Source organism: Burkholderia sp. Ac-20365, assembly GCF_017104715.1.
Taxonomy (GTDB): Bacteria; Pseudomonadota; Gammaproteobacteria; order Burkholderiales; family Burkholderiaceae; genus Paraburkholderia.
The window spans coordinates 133855-152749 of the sequence record NZ_JAAGPI010000007.1 but is presented as its reverse complement, the minus strand read 5'-3'; the positions used below and the strand labels follow the sequence as shown (position 1 = coordinate 152749).

20 protein-coding genes are annotated in these 18895 nt (G+C 61.0%); 7 read left to right on the top strand and 13 right to left on the bottom strand.

What is annotated here, in order from left to right:
- Nucleotides 1-23: 23 nt before the first annotated feature.
- From G3O01_RS15170 to G3O01_RS15145, 6 genes are all read right to left on the bottom strand, one after another.
- Entirely contained in the window at nucleotides 24-1085 is a 1062-nt protein-coding gene (locus G3O01_RS15170) for an acyltransferase (RefSeq protein WP_205805934.1), read from the bottom strand.
- Between the two features lie 406 nt (nucleotides 1086-1491).
- The gene (locus G3O01_RS15165) at nucleotides 1492-1638 is read right to left on the bottom strand and encodes a hypothetical protein (RefSeq protein WP_205805932.1); all 147 of its coding nucleotides are present in this window, start codon (nucleotides 1636-1638) and stop codon (nucleotides 1492-1494) included.
- A gap of 267 nt (nucleotides 1639-1905) precedes the next feature.
- Nucleotides 1906-2880 carry a nitronate monooxygenase gene (locus tag G3O01_RS15160; RefSeq protein WP_205805930.1) on the bottom strand — a complete coding sequence of 325 codons (975 nt, stop codon included), beginning with the start codon at nucleotides 2878-2880 and terminating at the stop codon, nucleotides 1906-1908.
- A gap of 2 nt (nucleotides 2881-2882) precedes the next feature.
- On the bottom strand, nucleotides 2883-3491 hold the full coding sequence (locus G3O01_RS15155; protein ID WP_205805928.1) for a cytochrome b/b6 domain-containing protein: 609 nt from the start codon (nucleotides 3489-3491) through the stop codon (nucleotides 2883-2885).
- Between the two features lie 29 nt (nucleotides 3492-3520).
- Entirely contained in the window at nucleotides 3521-5194 is a 1674-nt protein-coding gene (gene actP / locus G3O01_RS15150; protein WP_205805926.1) for a cation/acetate symporter ActP, read from the bottom strand.
- The gene (locus G3O01_RS15145) at nucleotides 5191-5505 is read right to left on the bottom strand and encodes a DUF485 domain-containing protein (protein WP_205805924.1); all 315 of its coding nucleotides are present in this window, start codon (nucleotides 5503-5505) and stop codon (nucleotides 5191-5193) included. Before G3O01_RS15145 ends, actP begins: the two co-directional genes overlap by 4 nt.
- Before the next feature lie 259 nt (nucleotides 5506-5764).
- Here G3O01_RS15145 and G3O01_RS15140 point away from each other — a divergent pair, with 259 nt between their 5' ends.
- The 3 genes from G3O01_RS15140 (at nucleotide 5765) to G3O01_RS15130 (ending at nucleotide 8115) form a co-directional block, all read left to right on the top strand.
- The gene (locus G3O01_RS15140; protein ID WP_205805922.1) at nucleotides 5765-6775 is read left to right on the top strand and encodes a TIGR03571 family LLM class oxidoreductase; all 1011 of its coding nucleotides are present in this window, start codon (nucleotides 5765-5767) and stop codon (nucleotides 6773-6775) included.
- 318 nt (nucleotides 6776-7093) lie between these two features.
- The gene (locus G3O01_RS15135; RefSeq protein ID WP_205805920.1) at nucleotides 7094-7804 is read left to right on the top strand and encodes an SDR family NAD(P)-dependent oxidoreductase; all 711 of its coding nucleotides are present in this window, start codon (nucleotides 7094-7096) and stop codon (nucleotides 7802-7804) included.
- A gap of 77 nt (nucleotides 7805-7881) precedes the next feature.
- The gene (locus G3O01_RS15130; protein ID WP_205805919.1) at nucleotides 7882-8115 is read left to right on the top strand and encodes a 4-oxalocrotonate tautomerase family protein; all 234 of its coding nucleotides are present in this window, start codon (nucleotides 7882-7884) and stop codon (nucleotides 8113-8115) included.
- Between the two features lie 63 nt (nucleotides 8116-8178).
- Here the strand turns inward: G3O01_RS15130 and G3O01_RS15125 are convergent, their stop codons facing one another.
- From G3O01_RS15125 to G3O01_RS15115, 3 genes are all read right to left on the bottom strand, one after another.
- The gene (locus G3O01_RS15125) at nucleotides 8179-8826 is read right to left on the bottom strand and encodes an MOSC domain-containing protein (RefSeq protein ID WP_205805917.1); all 648 of its coding nucleotides are present in this window, start codon (nucleotides 8824-8826) and stop codon (nucleotides 8179-8181) included.
- A 48-nt stretch (nucleotides 8827-8874) separates the two neighbouring features.
- A complete protein-coding gene (locus G3O01_RS15120; protein WP_205805915.1) occupies nucleotides 8875-9975 on the bottom strand; it encodes a nitronate monooxygenase in 1101 nt (366 codons plus the stop codon).
- A gap of 198 nt (nucleotides 9976-10173) precedes the next feature.
- Nucleotides 10174-10923 (bottom strand): creatininase family protein, encoded by a 750-nt coding sequence (locus G3O01_RS15115; RefSeq protein WP_205805913.1) that lies wholly within the window; start codon nucleotides 10921-10923, stop codon nucleotides 10174-10176.
- Between the two features lie 402 nt (nucleotides 10924-11325).
- Between G3O01_RS15115 and G3O01_RS15110 the strand changes: the two genes are divergently transcribed.
- The 4 genes from G3O01_RS15110 to G3O01_RS15095 all read left to right on the top strand — a co-directional run bounded on the left by G3O01_RS15110 (nucleotide 11326) and on the right by G3O01_RS15095 (nucleotide 15069).
- The gene (locus tag G3O01_RS15110) at nucleotides 11326-12672 is read left to right on the top strand and encodes an acetamidase/formamidase family protein (RefSeq protein ID WP_205805912.1); all 1347 of its coding nucleotides are present in this window, start codon (nucleotides 11326-11328) and stop codon (nucleotides 12670-12672) included.
- A gap of 109 nt (nucleotides 12673-12781) precedes the next feature.
- Nucleotides 12782-13693 carry a LysR family transcriptional regulator gene (locus G3O01_RS15105; protein WP_205805911.1) on the top strand — a complete coding sequence of 304 codons (912 nt, stop codon included), beginning with the start codon at nucleotides 12782-12784 and terminating at the stop codon, nucleotides 13691-13693.
- Nucleotides 13694-13731: 38 nt separating this feature from the next.
- The gene (locus tag G3O01_RS15100) at nucleotides 13732-14649 is read left to right on the top strand and encodes a LysR family transcriptional regulator (RefSeq protein ID WP_205805910.1); all 918 of its coding nucleotides are present in this window, start codon (nucleotides 13732-13734) and stop codon (nucleotides 14647-14649) included.
- Between the two features lie 120 nt (nucleotides 14650-14769).
- The gene (locus tag G3O01_RS15095) at nucleotides 14770-15069 is read left to right on the top strand and encodes a hypothetical protein (protein WP_205805909.1); all 300 of its coding nucleotides are present in this window, start codon (nucleotides 14770-14772) and stop codon (nucleotides 15067-15069) included.
- 13 nt (nucleotides 15070-15082) lie between these two features.
- On the opposite strand, the gene G3O01_RS15090 is transcribed toward G3O01_RS15095, so the two are convergent.
- From G3O01_RS15090 to G3O01_RS15075, 4 genes are all read right to left on the bottom strand, one after another.
- Nucleotides 15083-15505 carry a hypothetical protein gene (locus G3O01_RS15090; RefSeq protein WP_205805908.1) on the bottom strand — a complete coding sequence of 141 codons (423 nt, stop codon included), beginning with the start codon at nucleotides 15503-15505 and terminating at the stop codon, nucleotides 15083-15085.
- An 845-nt stretch (nucleotides 15506-16350) separates the two neighbouring features.
- The gene (locus G3O01_RS45315; protein ID WP_241023970.1) at nucleotides 16351-16776 is read right to left on the bottom strand and encodes a rubredoxin; all 426 of its coding nucleotides are present in this window, start codon (nucleotides 16774-16776) and stop codon (nucleotides 16351-16353) included.
- 555 nt (nucleotides 16777-17331) lie between these two features.
- The gene (locus G3O01_RS15080; protein ID WP_205805907.1) at nucleotides 17332-17538 is read right to left on the bottom strand and encodes a hypothetical protein; all 207 of its coding nucleotides are present in this window, start codon (nucleotides 17536-17538) and stop codon (nucleotides 17332-17334) included.
- A 197-nt stretch (nucleotides 17539-17735) separates the two neighbouring features.
- Entirely contained in the window at nucleotides 17736-18788 is a 1053-nt protein-coding gene (locus G3O01_RS15075) for an FUSC family protein (protein WP_205805906.1), read from the bottom strand.
- Nucleotides 18789-18895 lie beyond the last annotated feature (107 nt).

The following is an 18895-nucleotide window of genomic DNA, read 5'->3' as shown; positions in this document are numbered from 1 at the left end:
GGATCAAGCCGACGGGCGGGCGATCAATCGACAGACGTAACTCCGCCCCCCACCTCACCCGCAGGCGCATTGACCACACGTCTGACGTTGATTATGCGCCGCATCGCGCGCTGCAATGGCTTGTCGACATAGCGATAGACGAGGCAACCCACCACTGAGGCCACCGCGATTGCGAGGATCACTCCTCCTGTCGAACGTACATCGAAGCCGTGCACGACTTTGGGAAGGAGCTTGCGCATGCCTTCGACGACAAACGGATGGCTGAGGTAGGTCGCATAGCTCGCATCGCCGAGATACAGCAATGCGCGTATCAGCGCGCTGTCTACCACGAGGCTCTCGAGACTCAGCGTGCTGATCAGCAACACTGCCGTCGGCAGGCCGTTTCCCACGATCGGAGAAACGTTCGGCCAGACCAGTTCGATCCAGGTCATCAGCACGTACATCGCGACGGCCCCGATCGCCGCCAGCGCGACGGGGATGCGTACGCCGTGCCTCCACGCGTACCAGACGGCAAAGCCCAACGGAAATTCCAGCATGCGGTCGTACGCAAGGACTGCGATGATGGCCTGGTTCGAATGCACGAGATTCGCCATCAGGAACAAACCGGCGAGCAGCAGCGTGACCGCCACGAGTACGAACGCGCGATGTCGCCGGCACCACCACAGTGCAAGCGCCGAAGCCGCGTAGAACAACATTTCGTAGTTAAGCGTCCAGCCCACGAACAGCAACGGGAATATGTGGCCGCTCTCTTTCCTGTATGGAATAAAGAAGAGCGACTTCATCAACTCACCGACATCGGCGACCGTCGAATTGAAGAGATCGGGCCTGAGAAGCACGCCGAAGAACACCAGCAATGTCGCGAGCCAATAGAGCGGCACGATCCGGACAAGGCGGCTTACGACGAAGTCACGCACGCCGACCGTGTTGGCCTCGAGCGCGAGTGCGATCACAAAGCCACTCAGCACGAAGAAGATGTCCACGCGGAACTGACCAAACACCGTACCGCCCTGTATGAGGACGTGGTGCACAACGACAGTCGTCGCTGTCACAGCGCGAAGTATCCTTATTGAATTCAGCTTGCGCATCGCTCACCCATCGATGAGTACACCATACGTGGTCGTCCCTACGCGTCAGGAGACGCTCTGTATGGTCACGGCAGTCACAAAATCGCGGAGGGCATCATGTCTTTACGAAGTCGTGCATCGCTGCCTGCGTGAAACTCCGTCAAGCAAAACACTGCGCGCAAAAGCCACCCATGCGATCCATCTACACGGTCGCTTTCTTGCCTTGAACAGGAGTTTGTAATCGTAGACGGCGGTATTCCACCCGAAGCGTCGAATTCGGTCTTGCGATCGCGGTACGGCGAGCCTGAACATGGAGCGAATCGATTTCACAGCAACGTCCATGTCCAGAGGATGAAGCGGCAGATCAACCGCGAATAGTGGTACAAACGTTCCACTTTTTACCGATGATAGGTATCGCTCGCAGGTGTTACTGTTCGGCGCCGTACAGACGCTCGACAGGGAGCCGACGTTCGCCGCCCGATAGCTGTGCTCGCAACAGATGAAATTTTTGTAGGCTAATGCGACGAACAAGAGGGTCGGCGGCATCCTGCGCGCGGATAACGCCGACTTTCATACATGTTCGTGGAAAATGGAGGGAGAAAGACGCACGCCCGACTCGCTACATGCATCGATACGTGCCAAGGCACCTTGCAGTGAGTCAGCGACGAGGAAAGATTTCGAAAGCAAATTCACGCATCCATACCTGCGGCTCTCGCAACCAGACTGCACCAGATCGATAAATGTCAGGCACAAGTAAGCAGACGATATTCGTTCCGTCGATCCCGCAATTTACGAGCCGAAGTACTCGGGCTTCACGGCCAATCTCCATGTAACCGTCAGACTACGCATATCGCAACCTCGCCTGCCCGACCCACTCCTCTGCGTCGGTCCCCAGCCCTTTCACCAGCTCCTCAACCCGTGCCGCCGCCGACACCACCCGATCGATCTTCCCAACGCCCTGCCCCGCATACAGCGACAGCTTTTGCGCCATCTTCGGCTTGTCGATCACGCGCGCGCCGCCGCCGATAAAACGCAGCAGGTTCCACTTGTCGCGATTTGGAATCACGCGGTGCGGCGTACCGTATCTCCAGCCGAATGAATAGCCGGTGCGGTATTCGGTATCGTCGACGGTCGCATCGACAATCTTCTGCTTATAGAGCGGATGCGCATTCGATTCCTCACACGCAACGAAAGCCGTACCGCACAGCACGCCGCCCGCGCCCATGTTCATCACGGTGCGGACATCGTCGCGATTCGTAATACCGCCTGCCGCGAGCACCGGACGCCCGCCAGCGACAGCGATCAGCGAAGGCAACAGCGAGAGCAGCCCGATCGTCCCGCGATTCAGATGCCCGCCACTCTCGCTGCCTTGCGCGGTGATGATATCCGCGCCAGCTTCGATAGCCCGGCGCGCGAGTTCGACTGAACCGACCTGAACCATCACCACCATGCCCGCATCTTTTGCGCGCGAAATCATCTGCGGATAGTGCTCCGCATAGAACAGCGACAGCATGGTCGGTTTCTCTTGCAGCACCACCTGAAACTGCGCCTCGAACACATCCGGTCCGCCAAACGACGGCACCAGATTGACGCCGAATGGTTTGTCCGTGAGTTCCTTCGTTTCCCTGATCCACCGACGCAACGCAAGCGGCGGCAGGCGCAATCCGCCCACCGTTCCCATCCCGCCTGCATTGGCAACGGCCGCCACGAGCTTCGGACCCGAGATCGCCGCCATGCCAGCGAGAAAGATCGGATACTGCACGCCGCAAAGTTTCGTCACGGCGTTGCCAACAAACTCATCATTCGCTCTTTTCATGATTAAAGCTCCACGCGTTTTCCAAGCATGCGTTTCAAGGCATCGTTCTTCAGCACGAAATGGTTCTTGCAGGCGCCAAAGATATGCAGCGCCAAACCCAGCAGAAATGGCGTTGCGCCGATCTTGAAGAGGGCGTCGAAGACTTGCGCGGCCTGCGCGTTCGGCTGCATCGGCGAAGGAATGATCCAGCCGCCAGGCAGTTCCACGAGTTGCCCCGCAGCCGACTTCGCCAGCCATGCAGCAACGGGCAGCAGCACCATTGCGAGCGCGAGCGCAGTGGCAACCGAGCGGCTCACGATCACCTCGATGGGATTCGGCGTGCCGACGGGCAGCGGATGCCACGACGTCACACGCGCCCAGAAGCGATACACCGAAACCGGAAACAGGATCGTGCCGAGCAGATTCAGTACCCGCGTTAGCGCGACATCAGGTTCCGCAAAGCGCGCAATCTCGATGCCGATAATCGAGAGCACGAGTAACGCGACGATCCAGTGCAACACGATTGTCACGGGCGAAAAACCCAATCCGTTATCGCGCCATTGAAAGCGGCCGCGTGCTTGCTTGCCGTGAGATTCAGGATCGTGCATGGATGACACAGGCAGATTCGACATTTTCATTTCCTTGCAAATGCAGCAGTGCTTCAATGACTCGCAGCGTGCGAAGAACCGATACCCGTTTGCGCGCGAACGAATTGCTCGTCGAATTGCTCGCGTTCGCTCGCCGCGCGTGCGCCCTGATCGGTGACCGAACCAACCCATGTGAAGAAGAAAGCGATCGTCATCGAAATGATGGCGGGATAGTCGTACGGGAAAACCGGCGTTGCATGTCCGAGTACCTTTACCCACACAGCCGGCGACAGCACGACCAGACCGACCGCACTCACAAGCCCCGCGATGCCACCCATCAACGCGCCGCGCGTGGTCAGGCCTTTCCAGTAGATCGCGAGTGTGAGAATCGGAAAATTCACCGATGCAGCGACACTGAATGTCAACGCCACCAGAAACGCGACGTTCTGATCCTTGAACACGATGCCAAGCAGAATCGCGACGCAGGCAATTGCAATCGATGCAATTCTCGACACACGCTTTTCCTTCGCGTGATCCGCGCGATTGCGCTTGATCACCATTGCGTAGAGGTCGTGCGAGATCGCTGATGTGCCTGCCATCGTGAGTCCCGCGACGACGGCGAGGATCGTTGCAAATGCGACGGCGGACAGGAAACCCAGCACGAGATCGCCGCCCATCGCCTTCGCCAGATGCATGACAGGCATGTTGCCGCCGCCAATCAGCTTGCCGCCGAGTACGCCGCCTTCGTAGAACGCAGGGTTGCGACCCACGATCACAATGGCAGCTGTGCCGAGCACCATGACGATCAGGAAGAAGTAGCCGATAAATCCCGTCGCGACGAACACGGATTTGCGCGCCGCTTTCGCATCGGGCACGGTGAAGAAGCGCATCAGGATATGCGGCAGACCCGACGTGCCGAACACCAGTCCAACCGACAACGACAGCATCGCAAACGGATCGGCGACGAGCTTGCTGGGCAGCATGATGCCGGCACCGCTCTTGTGCGTCGCGATGGCCTGCGCGAACATACTGTCGATCGAAAAACCGAAATGGCTCAACGCGAGTACTGCAAGCAACGTCGCACCGAACAGCATCAGGACGGCCTTGATGATCTGCACCCAGGTTGTCGCGACCATACCGCCGAAGGTCACGTACACCGCCATCAATGCACCGACCACGACGACCGCGTAGTTGTATTGCAGGCCGAACAGCAACTGGATCAACTGGCCCGCACCTACCATCTGCACAACGAGATAGAAGCACACTACCGTCAGCGAGCCGAATGCCATCAGCGTGCGGATTCTCTGCTGATCGAGCCGGAACGACGCAATGTCTGCAATCGTCACCTGCCCCAGATTCCGGATGCGCTCGGCAAACAGAAACATCAGCAGCGGCCACGCAACGAAGAAACTCACTGCGTACAGCATGCCGTCATAGCCGTTGAAGAAGATCATGCTCGTCACGCCGAGCAACGCAGCCGCCGACATATAGTCGCCCGCCAATGCGAGTCCGTTCTGAAAACCGGAAATGCCGCCGCCCGCGTTATAGAAGTCCTTCATCGATTTCGTCTTCGACGCGGCCCAATACGTGATGCCCAGTGTCGCCACCACGAACGCGAGAAACATCGCAATCGCCGTTATGTTGAGCGGCTGTTTCTGGACCTTTTCCAGCGTCGCCGCTGCGGCCATTGCGTCGCACGCAACACACGCGGCAAGCGCGCCGCCAATCAGTGTGACGAGTCGTTTCATTGCGCATCTCCCGCCAGAATGCGACTGGTGAGTTCATCGAATTCGCCGTTTGCACGACGGATATAGATGCCCGTGAGAATCCATGTTCCGACAATCAGTGCGACGCCCAATGGCCAGCCAATAGTCATGACACTGCCCGGATACAGCTTCATCGCCAGTACTTTTGGCGCAAGGCCTGCAACCAGTACAAACGCGTAATAAGGCAGCAATGTGCCTAACGTGAGCAATACGACAAGCCTGCGTCGCCGCGCGACAAGCCGTGCGAATGCCGGTGACAACCGGACGTTGTGATGTGCAGTCGTTTGGTCCACGACGTCTCCTATGTTTCGTTTCGATGTGGGCGCGTATCGCGTCTGCCCGATGCGTTCTTCTGTTTTTCCAACGATAGGAGCGTCAATTTTTCAAGTAAAATGATGATTGGTGATGCGTACCATCATCGCGAGTGAAATTGAGTGTTTTCGCTTTCGGTTGCTGTCCGTCTCTATTGACGCCGTGTATCAAGTGTTGTTAGCGGCGCTGTATTTTTCTCCTCGACGCTTGTCCTTAATCTGGCGTCACTGGAGGAACATCATGGACATGCCAATCGCTTTTCCCGAACCTCAAACTGAACGCGCGCCGTTCCCATTGCAAGGCCACCGCGGTTACGACCGCCTCTTTCAGCGCGACGCACTCACCGTCGGCCTGATCCTGCCGCTCGAAACCCACGCGGCGTCGCCTCATCCCACCATGGCCACGCATCTGCAGATGGCGCAACGCGCCGAGCAGGCAGGCGTCGCCGCCTTATGGGCACGCGACATTCCGTTCTACGATCCGCAATACGGCGACTCCGGGCAGATCTTCGAGCCGCTGATCTACATCGGACATCTCGCCACCGCAACCGGGCGCATCACACTCGGCACAACAGGCATCGTGCTGCCGATGCGCGATCCGCTGATCCTCGCCAAGCAGGTGAATTCGCTCGACAGGCTGACGGACGGACGCATCGTGATAGGGATGTCGTCGGGCGACCGGCCTTCCGAGTACCCGGTGTTCGGCATCGACTTCGAGAGCCGTGGCGAACGTTTCCGCGACGCCTACGAGGTCTATCGCAGCGTGAGCGAGCAGAACTTTCCGCGCTTCGAATCGCAGCGCTTCGGGCGCGGTGACGGCTCGCTGACCATGCTGCCGAAGCCGCTGTTCGGCCGCGTGCCGACCATCGCGGTTGGCCGCTCGCAGCAGACGCCGGACTGGATCGCGAACAATATGGACGGCTATCTGGGCTTCGTGCCGGAGCCGTCACGCCTTCAATCGTTCGCCGATGAATGGAGGGAAACGAATCGTCAGACAAACCCCGAAAGCGCCGCCAAACCGCTGGCGTTCGGCGGGTTTCTCTATCTGCATCCACAGCGGGACTATCCGTTCAGGCGTATCGGAGGCGGCTTTGCGATCGGCAGCCGGGCGCTGCGCGATTTTCTCGAACAGGCCCGCGAGCAAGGCGTGTCGCATGTCGCGTTGAACCCTCGTGTGACGCCGCGCGACTATCGGCAGATACTGGATGAGTTGCATCAGGACGTATTGCCGCATTTCCCGCCGCACGAATAGCCCCGCTCGCTTCATTCGTATCGACGCCCGCGCATGGCAGCTTGTCATGCGCGGGCGCGTTGCATTTTGCGCGTGCCGCAGAAGTCTTGTTCAAAACGGGCACCACAGCATTTCATACACGGCACCAACGGCCTCGTCCCTCAACGCGAATCGCACATGTATTTAAACGCCCACGCAAGCATGCGCCGCATTTGTTCCTGTCGATCACAACTGTTTGTCCACTCCGGGTGTACGCAACCACGCCGATGAAGCCTAGATTTACGACCTAACGGCACTGTCAATTCCGACGCAAGCCGAACAAACGTTTCGAGGTCAATCATGAGCAATTCGCAAAAGGTCGCTATCGTTACTGGTGCATCGCAAGGCATCGGCGCTGAGATCGTCAAGGGTTTCCGTGAGCGCGGCTATCGCGTTGTCGCAGTCGCACGCTCGATCAAGCCGTCGGACGATCCGAACGTCATCGCGGTCGCAGGCGACGTGGGCGATCGCGAAGTAGCGAAGCGCGCCGTGTCGGAAGCCGTGACCCGCTTCGGCCGCGTCGACACGCTGATCAACAACGCCGGCATCTTCATCGCCAAGCCCTTCACGCAGTACACGGACGAAGACTACGCCGCCGTGCTGAATGTGAACGTGAATGGCTTCTTCCACATCACGCAACTCGCCATCGCCGAGATGGAAAAGAACAAGAGCGGCCACGTGCTGCAGATCACGACGAGCCTCGTCGATCACGCTATCGCCGGTGTGCCGTCGGTGCTCGCGTCGCTGACCAAGGGCGGCCTGAATGCCGCAACGAAGTCGCTGGCAATCGAATACGCGAAGACGGGTATCCGCGCGAACGCCGTGTCGCCCGGCATCATCAAGTCGCCGATGCACGCACCGGAAACGCACGAAGCGCTGGGCTCGCTGCACCCGGTCGGCCATATGGGTGAAATGAGCGACATCGTCAACGCCGTGCTGTACCTCGACTCCGCACCGTTCGTCACGGGCGAAATCCTGCACGTCGACGGCGGCCAGAGCGCAGGCCACTAAGCCTTCACCGGATACGCAACGAGGCGCCGCGCGATACGAGATCGGCGCCTGTCCCACACCACACTACGGAGATTCTGATGCCTATCGTGACCATTCAGGTGACGCGTGAAGGGAACAAGACCGGCACGAGCGCAGTGACGCCCGAAGAAAAGGCGGAACTCATCAAGGGAACCAGCGAATTGCTGTTGAAGGTTCTGAACAAGCCGCTGGAAGCGACCTTCGTCGTCATCCAGGAAGTGGAGAAGGAAAACTGGGGATGGGGCGGTTTGCCTGTCGATGAATATCGCCGGCAGAAAGCAGAGCAGAAGTAATCATGCTGTAACGACTGCGCGGAGCGTCTGGCCTTGCTCCGCGCCCGCATCTCTCAACGCACTTCACAGTTCGCGTCTAGCCTTGCCGCGCCGCAAATCGAGAATGCTGCTCACCGATTCCTCGCGGCGCCCCGGCAATATTTCAATCCGCGCACCCGCCTGAATATGCCCCGGCTGCAGGACGCTCAGATACACGCCCGCAAATCCGCTCTGATACATGTGCTTGACGGCCTTCTTATAGCCCATCGCGGCATTGAGCTTGAAACACGGACTGCGCGGCGCTTCCACCCTTAGCCTGACCTGATCGATGACGAGCGTATCGCCGATCCACAGGTCCGTCTCCAGCAGGCCCTGCGTCGTCAGATTCTCGCCGAGCGAGCCGAAGATCAATGGCATGCCGGCATCGGGTGCATCGGCTTCGATGCGCCGCTGACGCCACCACTCGTAGTGCTCCATCGGATACAGATAAACGGCCTTGTCGAGGCCGCCGTGGACGCTCAGATCCGCCTGCTCGTCGCCATCCAGACCGAGCCTTTTCACTTCGACGACGGCACCTTCGCTCGCGCCGCTCACCGGGCGCTTGCGGATCGCCGACTCGACGCTCAGACCTTCTGACGCCAGCCCGACGTCGAGCGGCTGGACCACGCCGATGTTGATCGAAAGCAGCCTTGCGCTGCTGCCCATTTGTGCGTGCGTTGTCGGTTCGTCCATCGGGTGGCCATTGCTTCGTCGATCAGTCAGATCTGTCTATGGTACGCGTCAACGCGCGAACTGCTGCAAGCGGCGGATCGTTTCGTCGAGTTCCGACTCGAGTTGCGCGACCAGTTCCGCTGCCGGCAGCGAGCGCGCCAGTGCCGCGGCCTGGCCCGCCCACTGCGCGCCGAAGCCGAATTCGCCTTGCGCCCTCGCAGCGGCGTGCAGTGCCTTTCCGGCGTCGTACGTGACGGGATAGTCGGGTGTGGTCGGGCGATCGGCAGCACGGCCCAGTTCAGTGAAGCGGTTCACCATGCTGCGCGCCTGACGGCCCGAGATCGCCGAGGTCATCGTGGTGTGCAGCGCGGACTCGCCGAGAATCGCGCGGCGATAACCTTCGTCGATCGATGTTTCGGGGCACGGCACGAACGCCGTGCCGAGTTGCGCGGCCTGCGCGCCGAGCGCGAGCGCCGCGGCAATGCCCGCGCCGTCCATGATGCCGCCCGCAGCGATCACGGGCAGATCGAACTTCTCCACGAAAAGGCGCGTCAGCGCGAACGTGCCGATGCCTTCATCGAAGGCTTGCGTGTCGAACATACCGCGATGCCCGCCCGCTTCGATACCCTGCGCGACGATCGCATCGACGCCCGCATCGACCACCTTCTGCGCTTCGTCCAGACTGGTCGCCGATGCCAGCAGCGTAATGCCCGCGTCTTTCAGCGCCTTGATGACCTGTTGCGACGGCAGCCCGAAATGGAAGCTCACAATAGCGGGCTTCTCTTCGAGAAACACATCGAGCATGGCCTTGTCTTCGACAAAGCTCGTGTAGATTTCGCCGAGTTTTTCAGGCGCGCTTGCGCCGTACTTCGCGAACTGCGGCGCAAGCCACGACAACCATTGCTGTTCGACCTGCGCATTGGCCGTCGCGGGCTCGTGGCAGAACACGTTGATGTTGAACGGCGCGCCCGTCAGCGCGCGCGTGTCGCGGATCGTCTTGCGCGCCGCGTCGGCCTTCATCGCGCCGACGCCGAGCGAGCCGAGCCCGCCGGCATTGGATACCGCCGCGGCGAGCGCCGGCGTGCTGACGCCCGCCATCGGCGCCTGAATGATCGGCTTGCTGATGCCCAGCAGGCTCAGGAGCGGCTTGCCTTCGGAACGAGTGCTCATGTCATGTCCTCTTCGAAACGGTTCGCGCATGCCGACAGGCCCGCAACCGGAAGCCGGGCGACGGTGAGAAGCCGCCTTGCTCCCGTTGCAAACGCTCTCGCCATGCTATCTGTAACTCCGATCATCTTTTTCAGCAGACGCTGAGTCAACCGTTACGCAGGCAATTCACTCTTGAGTGCCGGGAACAGATACGCCGCTTCAACCGGGCAGCGGCTCGTTCGCGAAGGCGTTCAGTTCGCGCACGAGGCTCGACGCCGCGAGACGCACCAGTTCGCCGCCCTTTTCCGGCGATGCCTGCGCCGGGTCCGAGCCCATGCGGCCGTCCGGGTAGCGCGCGCGGAAATCGAGCGATTCGCGGATCGGGCCGGACGGCGCGATCTTCGGCGAATAGTCGGCGGATTTGATCGAGTCGGGGAACGCCCATTGCGTGATCGCGATTTCAGATGGCGTGGCGTGGACGCCGTGCCCTTCGGGGAACTGCTTGCGCGCCAGTTCGCCGACGCCTTCCAGATCCCACCAGTTGCTCAGTTTCATCGCGAAGCCGGCGCGGCGTTTGGCGAAGCTTGCCTGGACATAGACCTCGGAGAATGCAGCTTCGATCGACGCGATGTTGCCGCCGTGGCCATTCAGGAACAGGATCTTCTCGAAGCCGTGCGCGGCCAGCGAGTGAATCCAGTCGCCGATTGCAGCGATGAACGTCGACGGACGCAGCGAGATGGTGCCGGGAAAACCGAGGTGATGCTGCGCCATGCCGATGTTGAAGGTGGGCGCGACGAGGATATCCGCCTTCTTTTCCGCTTCACGCGCGATGATCTCCGGGCATAGCCAGTCGGTGCCCAGCAGACCCGTCGGACCATGCTGCTCGTTCGAGCCGATCGGCACGACGATCGCGCGGCTTCGCTTCAGGTATTGCTCGATCTCGGCCCAGGTCGAAAGATGTAAAAGCATTGAAACTCCTGTTTTTCTGCCTCGCGCAGCACGCAGCGTGGCGCGTCGGTTGTGGGGAAATCAAGGGCTGCCACTTCGCCATCGGGCAGCGGCAGCCGATCCGCACAAGCGTACAGGCAAACGGACGTGCCGACCAACAGCAACCAGGTTCACGACTCGTTGTCCGCAAGGCAACGATTTTTCGCGTCCCAACTGTTGGTCAACGGGCATGAATCCGGCCCATCCATTCCACATGGGAAAAATACCGCGCTCACGTACAGCGGTGCGGCGTCAGCGATATATCGGTCGTACGCGATCCTATCGCACAGGATTGACATCCCGGATAGTCTGCGTATTATTCAGCTCACGCGCTTTAATCGCATGCGATATATATCGCACCCCACTTCCAGTCAGGAGACGAGATTGACGACCACGACCGCCCACGCCAAAGCCGACGTACAAACCGGCAAGCCGCCCGTCAGGCAGCTTCGCGTCGAATCCTATACGAACGGCATCATCGGCCCGAGCCAGACGATGCTCGGACCGCTCGCCGACGGCGGCAAGCTGATCGCCGGCACGCCGCCGGGCTGCTGGGGTCCGATGATCACGCCCGCGTTCCAGGGCGGCCATGAAGTCACGCAGCCGGTTGCCATCGAAGGCGCGGAAGTCGGCGACGCCGTCGCGCTGAAAATCGAGCGGATGCGCGTGACTTCGCACGCCACGTCGTCTGGCGTGATGCAGTTCGTCGAAGGGCGATACCACGGCGATCCGTTCGTCGCGAAGTTCTGCTCGTCGTGCGGCACCGAGCATCCGGCCAGCCACGTCGAAGGCATCGGCCCGGAAGCGATTCGCTGCGATCATTGCGGCGCCGAAGTCAGCGCGTTCCAGTTCAAGCATGGCTACATCATCGTGCTCGATCAGGAAAACGGCGTGAGCCTCACGGTCGATCAGGAAGTCGGCAACCGGCTCGCAGGGAAGGCGTCGGCGATGTCCGCGCTGCCCGAGCAGGCTGCGCAGCATTCGATTCTCTCGCTCGCGCGCGCCGACATGCCCGGCCTCGCCGCGCATATGCGGCCGTTCCTCGGCAACATCGGCACGACGCCCGCGCGCGATCTGCCCGACTCGCACAACTGCGCGGACTTCGGCCAGTATCTTGTCGGCGCGCCGCACCGCTTCAACATGACGACGGAAGAGTTGCATGCCGCGAAGACCGACGGACACATGGACACGAACTCGGTGCGCGAAGGCTGCATCCTGATCTGCCCGGTGAAGGTGCCGGGCGCTGGCGTCTATCTCGGCGACATGCACGCGCAGCAGGGCAATGGCGAAATCGCGGGGCATGCAACGGATGTATCGGGTGAAACCGAACTGAGCGTCGAGGTCATCAAGAACCTGGCGATCGAAGGGCCGATCCTGCTGCAAAACCTCGACGACCTGCCGCCGATGGCGCGTCCTATGAGCGCCGAACAGCGCAAGAAGGTGGCCGAACTCGGCGCGCGCTGGGGCCAGCATCACATTGAAGAGAATGGGCCGGTGACGTTCATCGGCAGCGGCATCAATCTCAACGAAGCGACCACGAACGGCCTGCGCCGCGCCGCCGATGTCACGGGTCTGAGCTACGAGGAAGTGCTCAATCGCGCGACGATCGCCGGTTCGATCGAGATCAGCCGCCTGCCCGGCACGGTGCGCGTGACCATTCTTTGCCCGCTCGATATTCTCGATCGCATCGGCATCGGGCACCTTGTCCGCGAGAAGTATCAGTTGGGTTGAGACCTGCTATCCTCTGCGGACACGCGGCGCGGCCTTGTGCGCCGCGCTTTCGCCAGACATGCCTTTACGGCGCGCTGAGCGAACGACATCCGCAGATCACGGGCACGCCATGCAGCGTCAATTCGAAGACCTCCTCCTCGGCAGTATCGAACTGTTCTGCCTCGCCGCCGAACTGGAAAGCTTCACGGTCGCCGCGACGGCTGCGGGCGTCACGCCCGCCGCTGTGAGCCGTTCGGTTGCGCGCCTGGAAGAACGGCTCGGCGTGCGGCTCTTCGTGCGGACCACGCGGCAGATCAGGCTGACGGATGCGGGGCGCCGTTACTTCGAGCAATGCCGTCAGGCGCTCGCTCAACTCGCCGATGCCGAACGCGAAGCGACCGGGCAACAAAGCACGCCGTCGGGCGTGCTGCGCATCAGCATGCCGACTCCATACAGTCACTATCGCGTGCTGCCGTTGCTCGCGGAGTTTCGCGCACGTTATCCCGAAGTCACCGTCGAAACGCATCTGAGCAACCGCAACATCGATTTCGCCGACGAAGGCTTCGACCTCGCGATTCGCGGCCGCGCGCCGGACGACTCGGGCCTGATCGCGCGCAAGCTCGAAGATGCCGAACTCGTGGTGGTTGGGTCGCCTGCTTATCTGAAGTCGGCGGGCAAGCTCGAAACGCCTGACGATCTGATCAACCACGAGTGCATCCAGTTCGCGCTGCCGAGCACGGGCCGCAACATTCCGTGGATATTCAGGCAGGACGACGAAGACATCGAAATGATGACGCGCGGCGGCAACAGCACATCCGGCGACGTGCTCGCGGGCGCCACGCTTGCGCGGCATGATGCGGGGCTTTTTCAGACGTACCGCTTCGTCGTGGAGCGAGACCTGAAGGACGGCACGCTGCGCGAAGTGCTCACGGCCTATGGCGGCCGTACGCGGCCCTTCGTGCTGCTGTATCCTCATGCGCGGCATCTGTCTTCACGCGTGCGCGCGTTCGTCGACTTTCTCGTCGAGAAGCTCAGGGTTTAACCGGCTCTCACTCCGCTCGAATCTCTTCTTTCACATTCATGCTGCCGAACGTCGATTCGATAGTCGCCCGTCTGCGGCTCAAGCAACTGCGTCTGCTGATCGCGCTCGATGAGCACGGCTCGCTGCATCGCGCCGCCGATCAGATGGCGTTGACGCAGCCCGGCGCGACCAAGGCGCTGCGCGAGATCGAAGCAACCTTCGGCGCAACGCTTTTCACGCGCTCGCAGCAAGGCATCCAGCCGAACGAACTCGGGCGCTGCGTGATCCGTTACGCGCGGCTGATTCATATGGACGTCGCGCATCTGCGTGAAGAGATGGAAGGCATCCTGCAAGGCTCGGGCGGGCGGCTTGCGGTCGGCGCGATTACGGGTGCAGTGTCGGGCGTGCTGGTGGACGCATTGACGCGTCTGCGCGAACGGCAACCGACCTTGACCGTGGAAGTGGTCGAAGACACCAGCGCGCGGCTGCTCACGCTGCTCGATCAGGGTCGGCTCGATCTCGCGGTCTGCCGCACGACCGTTGCGCAGCAGCCCGATCATTACGACTACGTCGAACTGAGCGACGAGCCGCTGGCGATCGTCGCGAGCCCGCTGCACCGGCTGGCCAAAGCACGCAAGGTAAAGCTTGCCGATCTCGCGCTAAGCCGCTGGATCGTGTATCCGAGCATCATGCCGCTGCGCGGCCTGTTCGAGCGCGAATTCAAGGAAGCGGGATTGTCCGTGCCGCCGCATCCCATCGAAACGGCCTCGACGATGACCACCGTGCTCATGTTGCAGCGCGACCCGACGCTCGTTTCGCTGATGCCGCGCGACATGGCCGCGTTGCTCGCGGAACACGGCCTGGCAAAGCCGCTCGCAATCGACGTGCGCTCGCGCACCGAACCATACGGCATAGTCACGCGGCGCGGCTCCGTGCTGTCGCCCGCGGCGCGGCTGATGATCGACGAGTTGACCTGAAGCGCGACGTCGGCATCGCCTTGCGTTGGCGCCGTTGCGTGACTAATATCGATTCATGGCGGTGGATTGGCGCATCATGCGCGAACGACACACCGCGACCCAAACCGGCAGCCGCCGCAGATGAAATCGTACGTCGCACTGCTCGCAGTCTGGATGGCCGCGTTCGGCGCAGCCGGAGTGTATTCGGCTCAAACGGACCGCCCGGTCATCATTGCGCTCGCCAATCCCTCTTCCGAACTCGACCCGACGCTCGACGATGCCGATCATCACGACCGGCACCGGACAGGCACGCCATCGCCCGCGATCATTCATGGTCCGTCGTATCTTTCCGCGCTGCGCGAGTACGACGTGCGAGCGCTGCCGCACCGGTTCTCTTACGGCTCACCGACAGGATTCAAGCTGAACAGCCACGGCGACTGAGCCGCGCGTTCCTTCAACGCACGACCGACGTATGGTTGTCGATCTGCTGCAGCGACACGCCGACTACGTGCTCGTGCCAGACGCCGCATTGCGCGACCACGGGGATCCACGACTGCCGGTTGCGCACGCGTGCAAACGCACGCATCGATACCGTCGATTCGACCGTCTGCGAACCATTGCTGCCGTCGAAGAGACCGCCGTCTTCGTTGACCCTGGCGTTCAGCACGCGACGATCCGGCGCGAGGAACATGTCATAGCGTGAGGTAGTGTGGATCCAGCGATCCAGTTCTGCGATGCAGTTGATGACGGCGGGGCGCACGTGAAGACGCGCGAGATAGGCGTAGTCATCGGGGACGTCGGCTTGCGACTGTGAGAAGGCGCTTGTGCAGAACCACGCGAGGGTGATGATGCCCAAAAGGGCTGTGATGCTTTTCATGACGGAGTGGTGCCTGGAAGTGCAGATTTATTGCAATGCGTTCAAGGCGGGGGAGTATAACTCCTTCGTCGTTTAGTTTTGGTTTGGTTTTGGTTTGGTTTTGGTGTTGGTGTTGGTTTGGTTTGGTTTGGTTTGCTTGGGCTTTTGATGGCATCCGCGATTTGTCTTGCCCGCTTCACGCGTCGCCCCTGTGCGGGGCAGCACTTACTTTCTTTGCCGCCGCAAAGAAAGTAAGCAAAGAAAGCGGGCTAACACCGCCCGTTCTTGACCTCCGCATGAGGGCCCCCAACAGGTCCTCCACTTCACACGGCGTTCTGCCATTCAATGCCCGTTGCCAACGCTTCGAATGCGCGCCTCACCCACTTCAGTCACCCGTAACATAGCTAGCGGCAGCGAATCGCTTGCGCCGCCTAGGTGGCAAACTGTGTGTAGGTCGCAGTGCTTCACACCTCAGCGCTCCTACGACACCGATCGTGTTTTTTAGTCCGGAGTGGTGCGCATACGTCGCGAAAGCCTACACACAGTTTGCCGCCATAGAACGTGGGCAAGTTGATCGCGCGTGTGGCGACGGGGGAGCATGAAGCGGGTGAGGCGCTCAATAGGAGCGTTGGCAACGGGCAGCGAAAGGCAGGTTGCCGTTTGAAGTGGAGGACCCGTTGGGGGCCCTCAGGCGGGAACAAGGATTGGCGGTGTTCAGCGGCTTTCTTTTGCCTACTTTTCTTTGCCGCGGCAAAGAAAAGTAGGTGCCGCCCCGCACAGGGGCAACGCATGAACAAGGCAAAACATCACGCGGATGCCAACAAAAACAAAAGCAAACCAAACCAACTGCGACAAACTGTCGCAAATCAAAACTCAACGAGCGCGAAATCTCCCTTCCCGACATCACACAGCGGGCACCGCCAATCCTCCGGCACATCGGCCCAGCGCGTGCCGGGCGCAATACCTTCTTCTGGCAAGCCGGCCGCTTCGTCATACACCCAGCCACAAATCACGCAAACCCACTGCTTGAAATCGTCGGCAGAGACTGGCGCCTGAACGGCATCATTCGACTCCACTGCCGGCCCGGCTTCGGCGCTACCCGCACCCTTGTCCAGCGACACAACCAGCGGCGCCGGCCGCTCATCCGCTGGCGCATCGAGATAGCGTTGCAACGCCTGATACAACTCGACGGCTTCGTTGTGGTTCAGGTCGATCCAGTAAGGATCGCCCGCGCCGTCGTTGAGTCGATCGGGCGAAAACTGGAATTCAACGGCAGTGGCTTTCTTGTACATGTGAAGTGACAGATGAACGAGCGCAGGCTGCTAGCGCCCACCGCGCAGGTAACGGGACCGCTCTGCGCTCAGAAAAAGTGACGCAGCAGTGCGCTGAACAGCGCGGCGGCAACGCCGATCAGACCGAGGGTTTCGAGGAGCGTCAGCGAACGGCGAGTGTTGGCACGATTGGGTGTCGACATGGGCTTGGAACAGAATGATTTGACGGTTGGACCGCGACGTTTCGTCCGGTCCGCAAAAAACACGAGCCCGGATTTTAAACGCTCATTCGTTCAGCAGCTTTCTTTTCGCTGTCAGCTTGCGCGGATCGAGGTGTTGCATCCGGGAAGATTGACTTGCAATTCGAATGCACATTATCGCCCGTGCGAAGCTCGTCATTAACGCCTCGTGGTTGATAGAGTCTTTCGGGTTGGAGATTGCCGGGAGCAAATTATTGGTGTGTGCGCCGCGCCGCTGAGCGTCGTTCGACGCCTGTTTGCGCGCGCAAGCGTGGCTCGCGCGCCGCGAAATCCGACGCGCCATCAGGAAGGAAACAACTGAAATACCGCAACTGCGCTACCGGGTCCCGGTCACCGGCGCGCAATCACCCCGGCTCTGGCAATTGCTTTGCCGCTTCGCTTCCTGCGCATCGCCGCCCGTGATGCGCACGCGATCTTCCGCGCGGTAATACTCGGCGTTCTGATCGACCTTGGCATACGAGGCCACGGGCGCAGCCAGCGCGGCAAAACCCGCGAGAGCAACAACAAACGCAAGGGTCTTCATTATTCACTCCTTGTTCGATCGTTGCGGCTGCAAGCGACTTGCATGCGACCGCAAGCGAGGCACGGTCGTTTGCAAACGTCGATGGCGACATGCAGCGGATTCGTCAGGCGTTTGCTTTCAATGCATGACCCGGCCTCATCAAAAAGCATAGTCGCTGCTTTGCGTGGGTGTTAGTTTTGGTGAGGCGTAGCGAACACTCACACCGTCTTCGCCTTGCTCATCGGCGTCAACACCTGCACCAGCCCGTCCGTATCCTTGACGATCAGCGCCATCACCAGATCGACGCCTGGCCCGAGCACCGCATGAGCGTCATCCACGCGTTCGTTGATCCGCTTGAGCAGCGGGTCGAGCGTGTCGCGTGCTTCCTGCAATTTCGGTTTGTTCAATGGCATCGAACCGACTGCATCGGCGAGCAGCGACAACGCGCGTGGCACGGCCGACCACGCCGGATCCAGATGCGGCGTTTCGCCATCCCTGCACGTGTGCGCCAGCGCCTGGCCGAACACGAGCACATCGCGATGCAGGCGGCTCAGAAACGGCGGCACCTTGTCGATCGCATCGGAGCTGTCGCGCAGGATCGGCACGAACACATGCTCGCGTCCGGCTTCCTGCAACGCTTCGGCGAGCGCCGCCTGCGCCGCGAGGCTGCTCTGTTCGAGCCGCGCCATCTGTGCATCGTCGCGCGAGAAGGCGAGCTTGTGCTCGATCATCTGCGCCAGCGCTACCAGACAATCGCGCGCGGTCCGATGCGCGATCTTCAACGCGCGGTTCGGCCACAGCACGGTCGCGACGAACGCAGCCGCCGCGCCGATCAGGATCTCCGCCACGCGATGCAACGGGCGCACGAACGCCGACCCGTCGTCGCCGGGCACGAGCACCACGATCACCAGCGTCACACACGCGAGCCGCAGGCCCGGGCGCGTGGCCGCGAGCGCCGCCAGCGGCAGCAGCGCGATCGAGAACACCACCAGCGGTTCGACACCGTGATCCATCACGACAAGCCCGATCCCACCCACAATCCCGCCGATACACGCGCCGATGATCTGGTCGCGCGCAGTCGTGAGAGCCTGCGTCAGACTCGGTTGCGTGACGACGATCATCGTCGTGATGAGCGCCCAGTAGCCTTCGGGCAACCCGGCCAGCCGCGCGGCGCCATAGCTGAGCAGGCAACCTGTCAGCGTGCGCCCGAAACGGCGCGCCTCGGGTGCGCGCATCAGGTTTGTAAGCCAGTCTTGCTGTTGAACGGTCATTCGCGTGTTTCCATCAAAACGCATGCATTACGGGTGAATCGGGCGGAATTTCGGCCCTTCGGGGAACATGCGCTGCTCTCGTGACTCCCTCTATCCGAAAGCCTTCG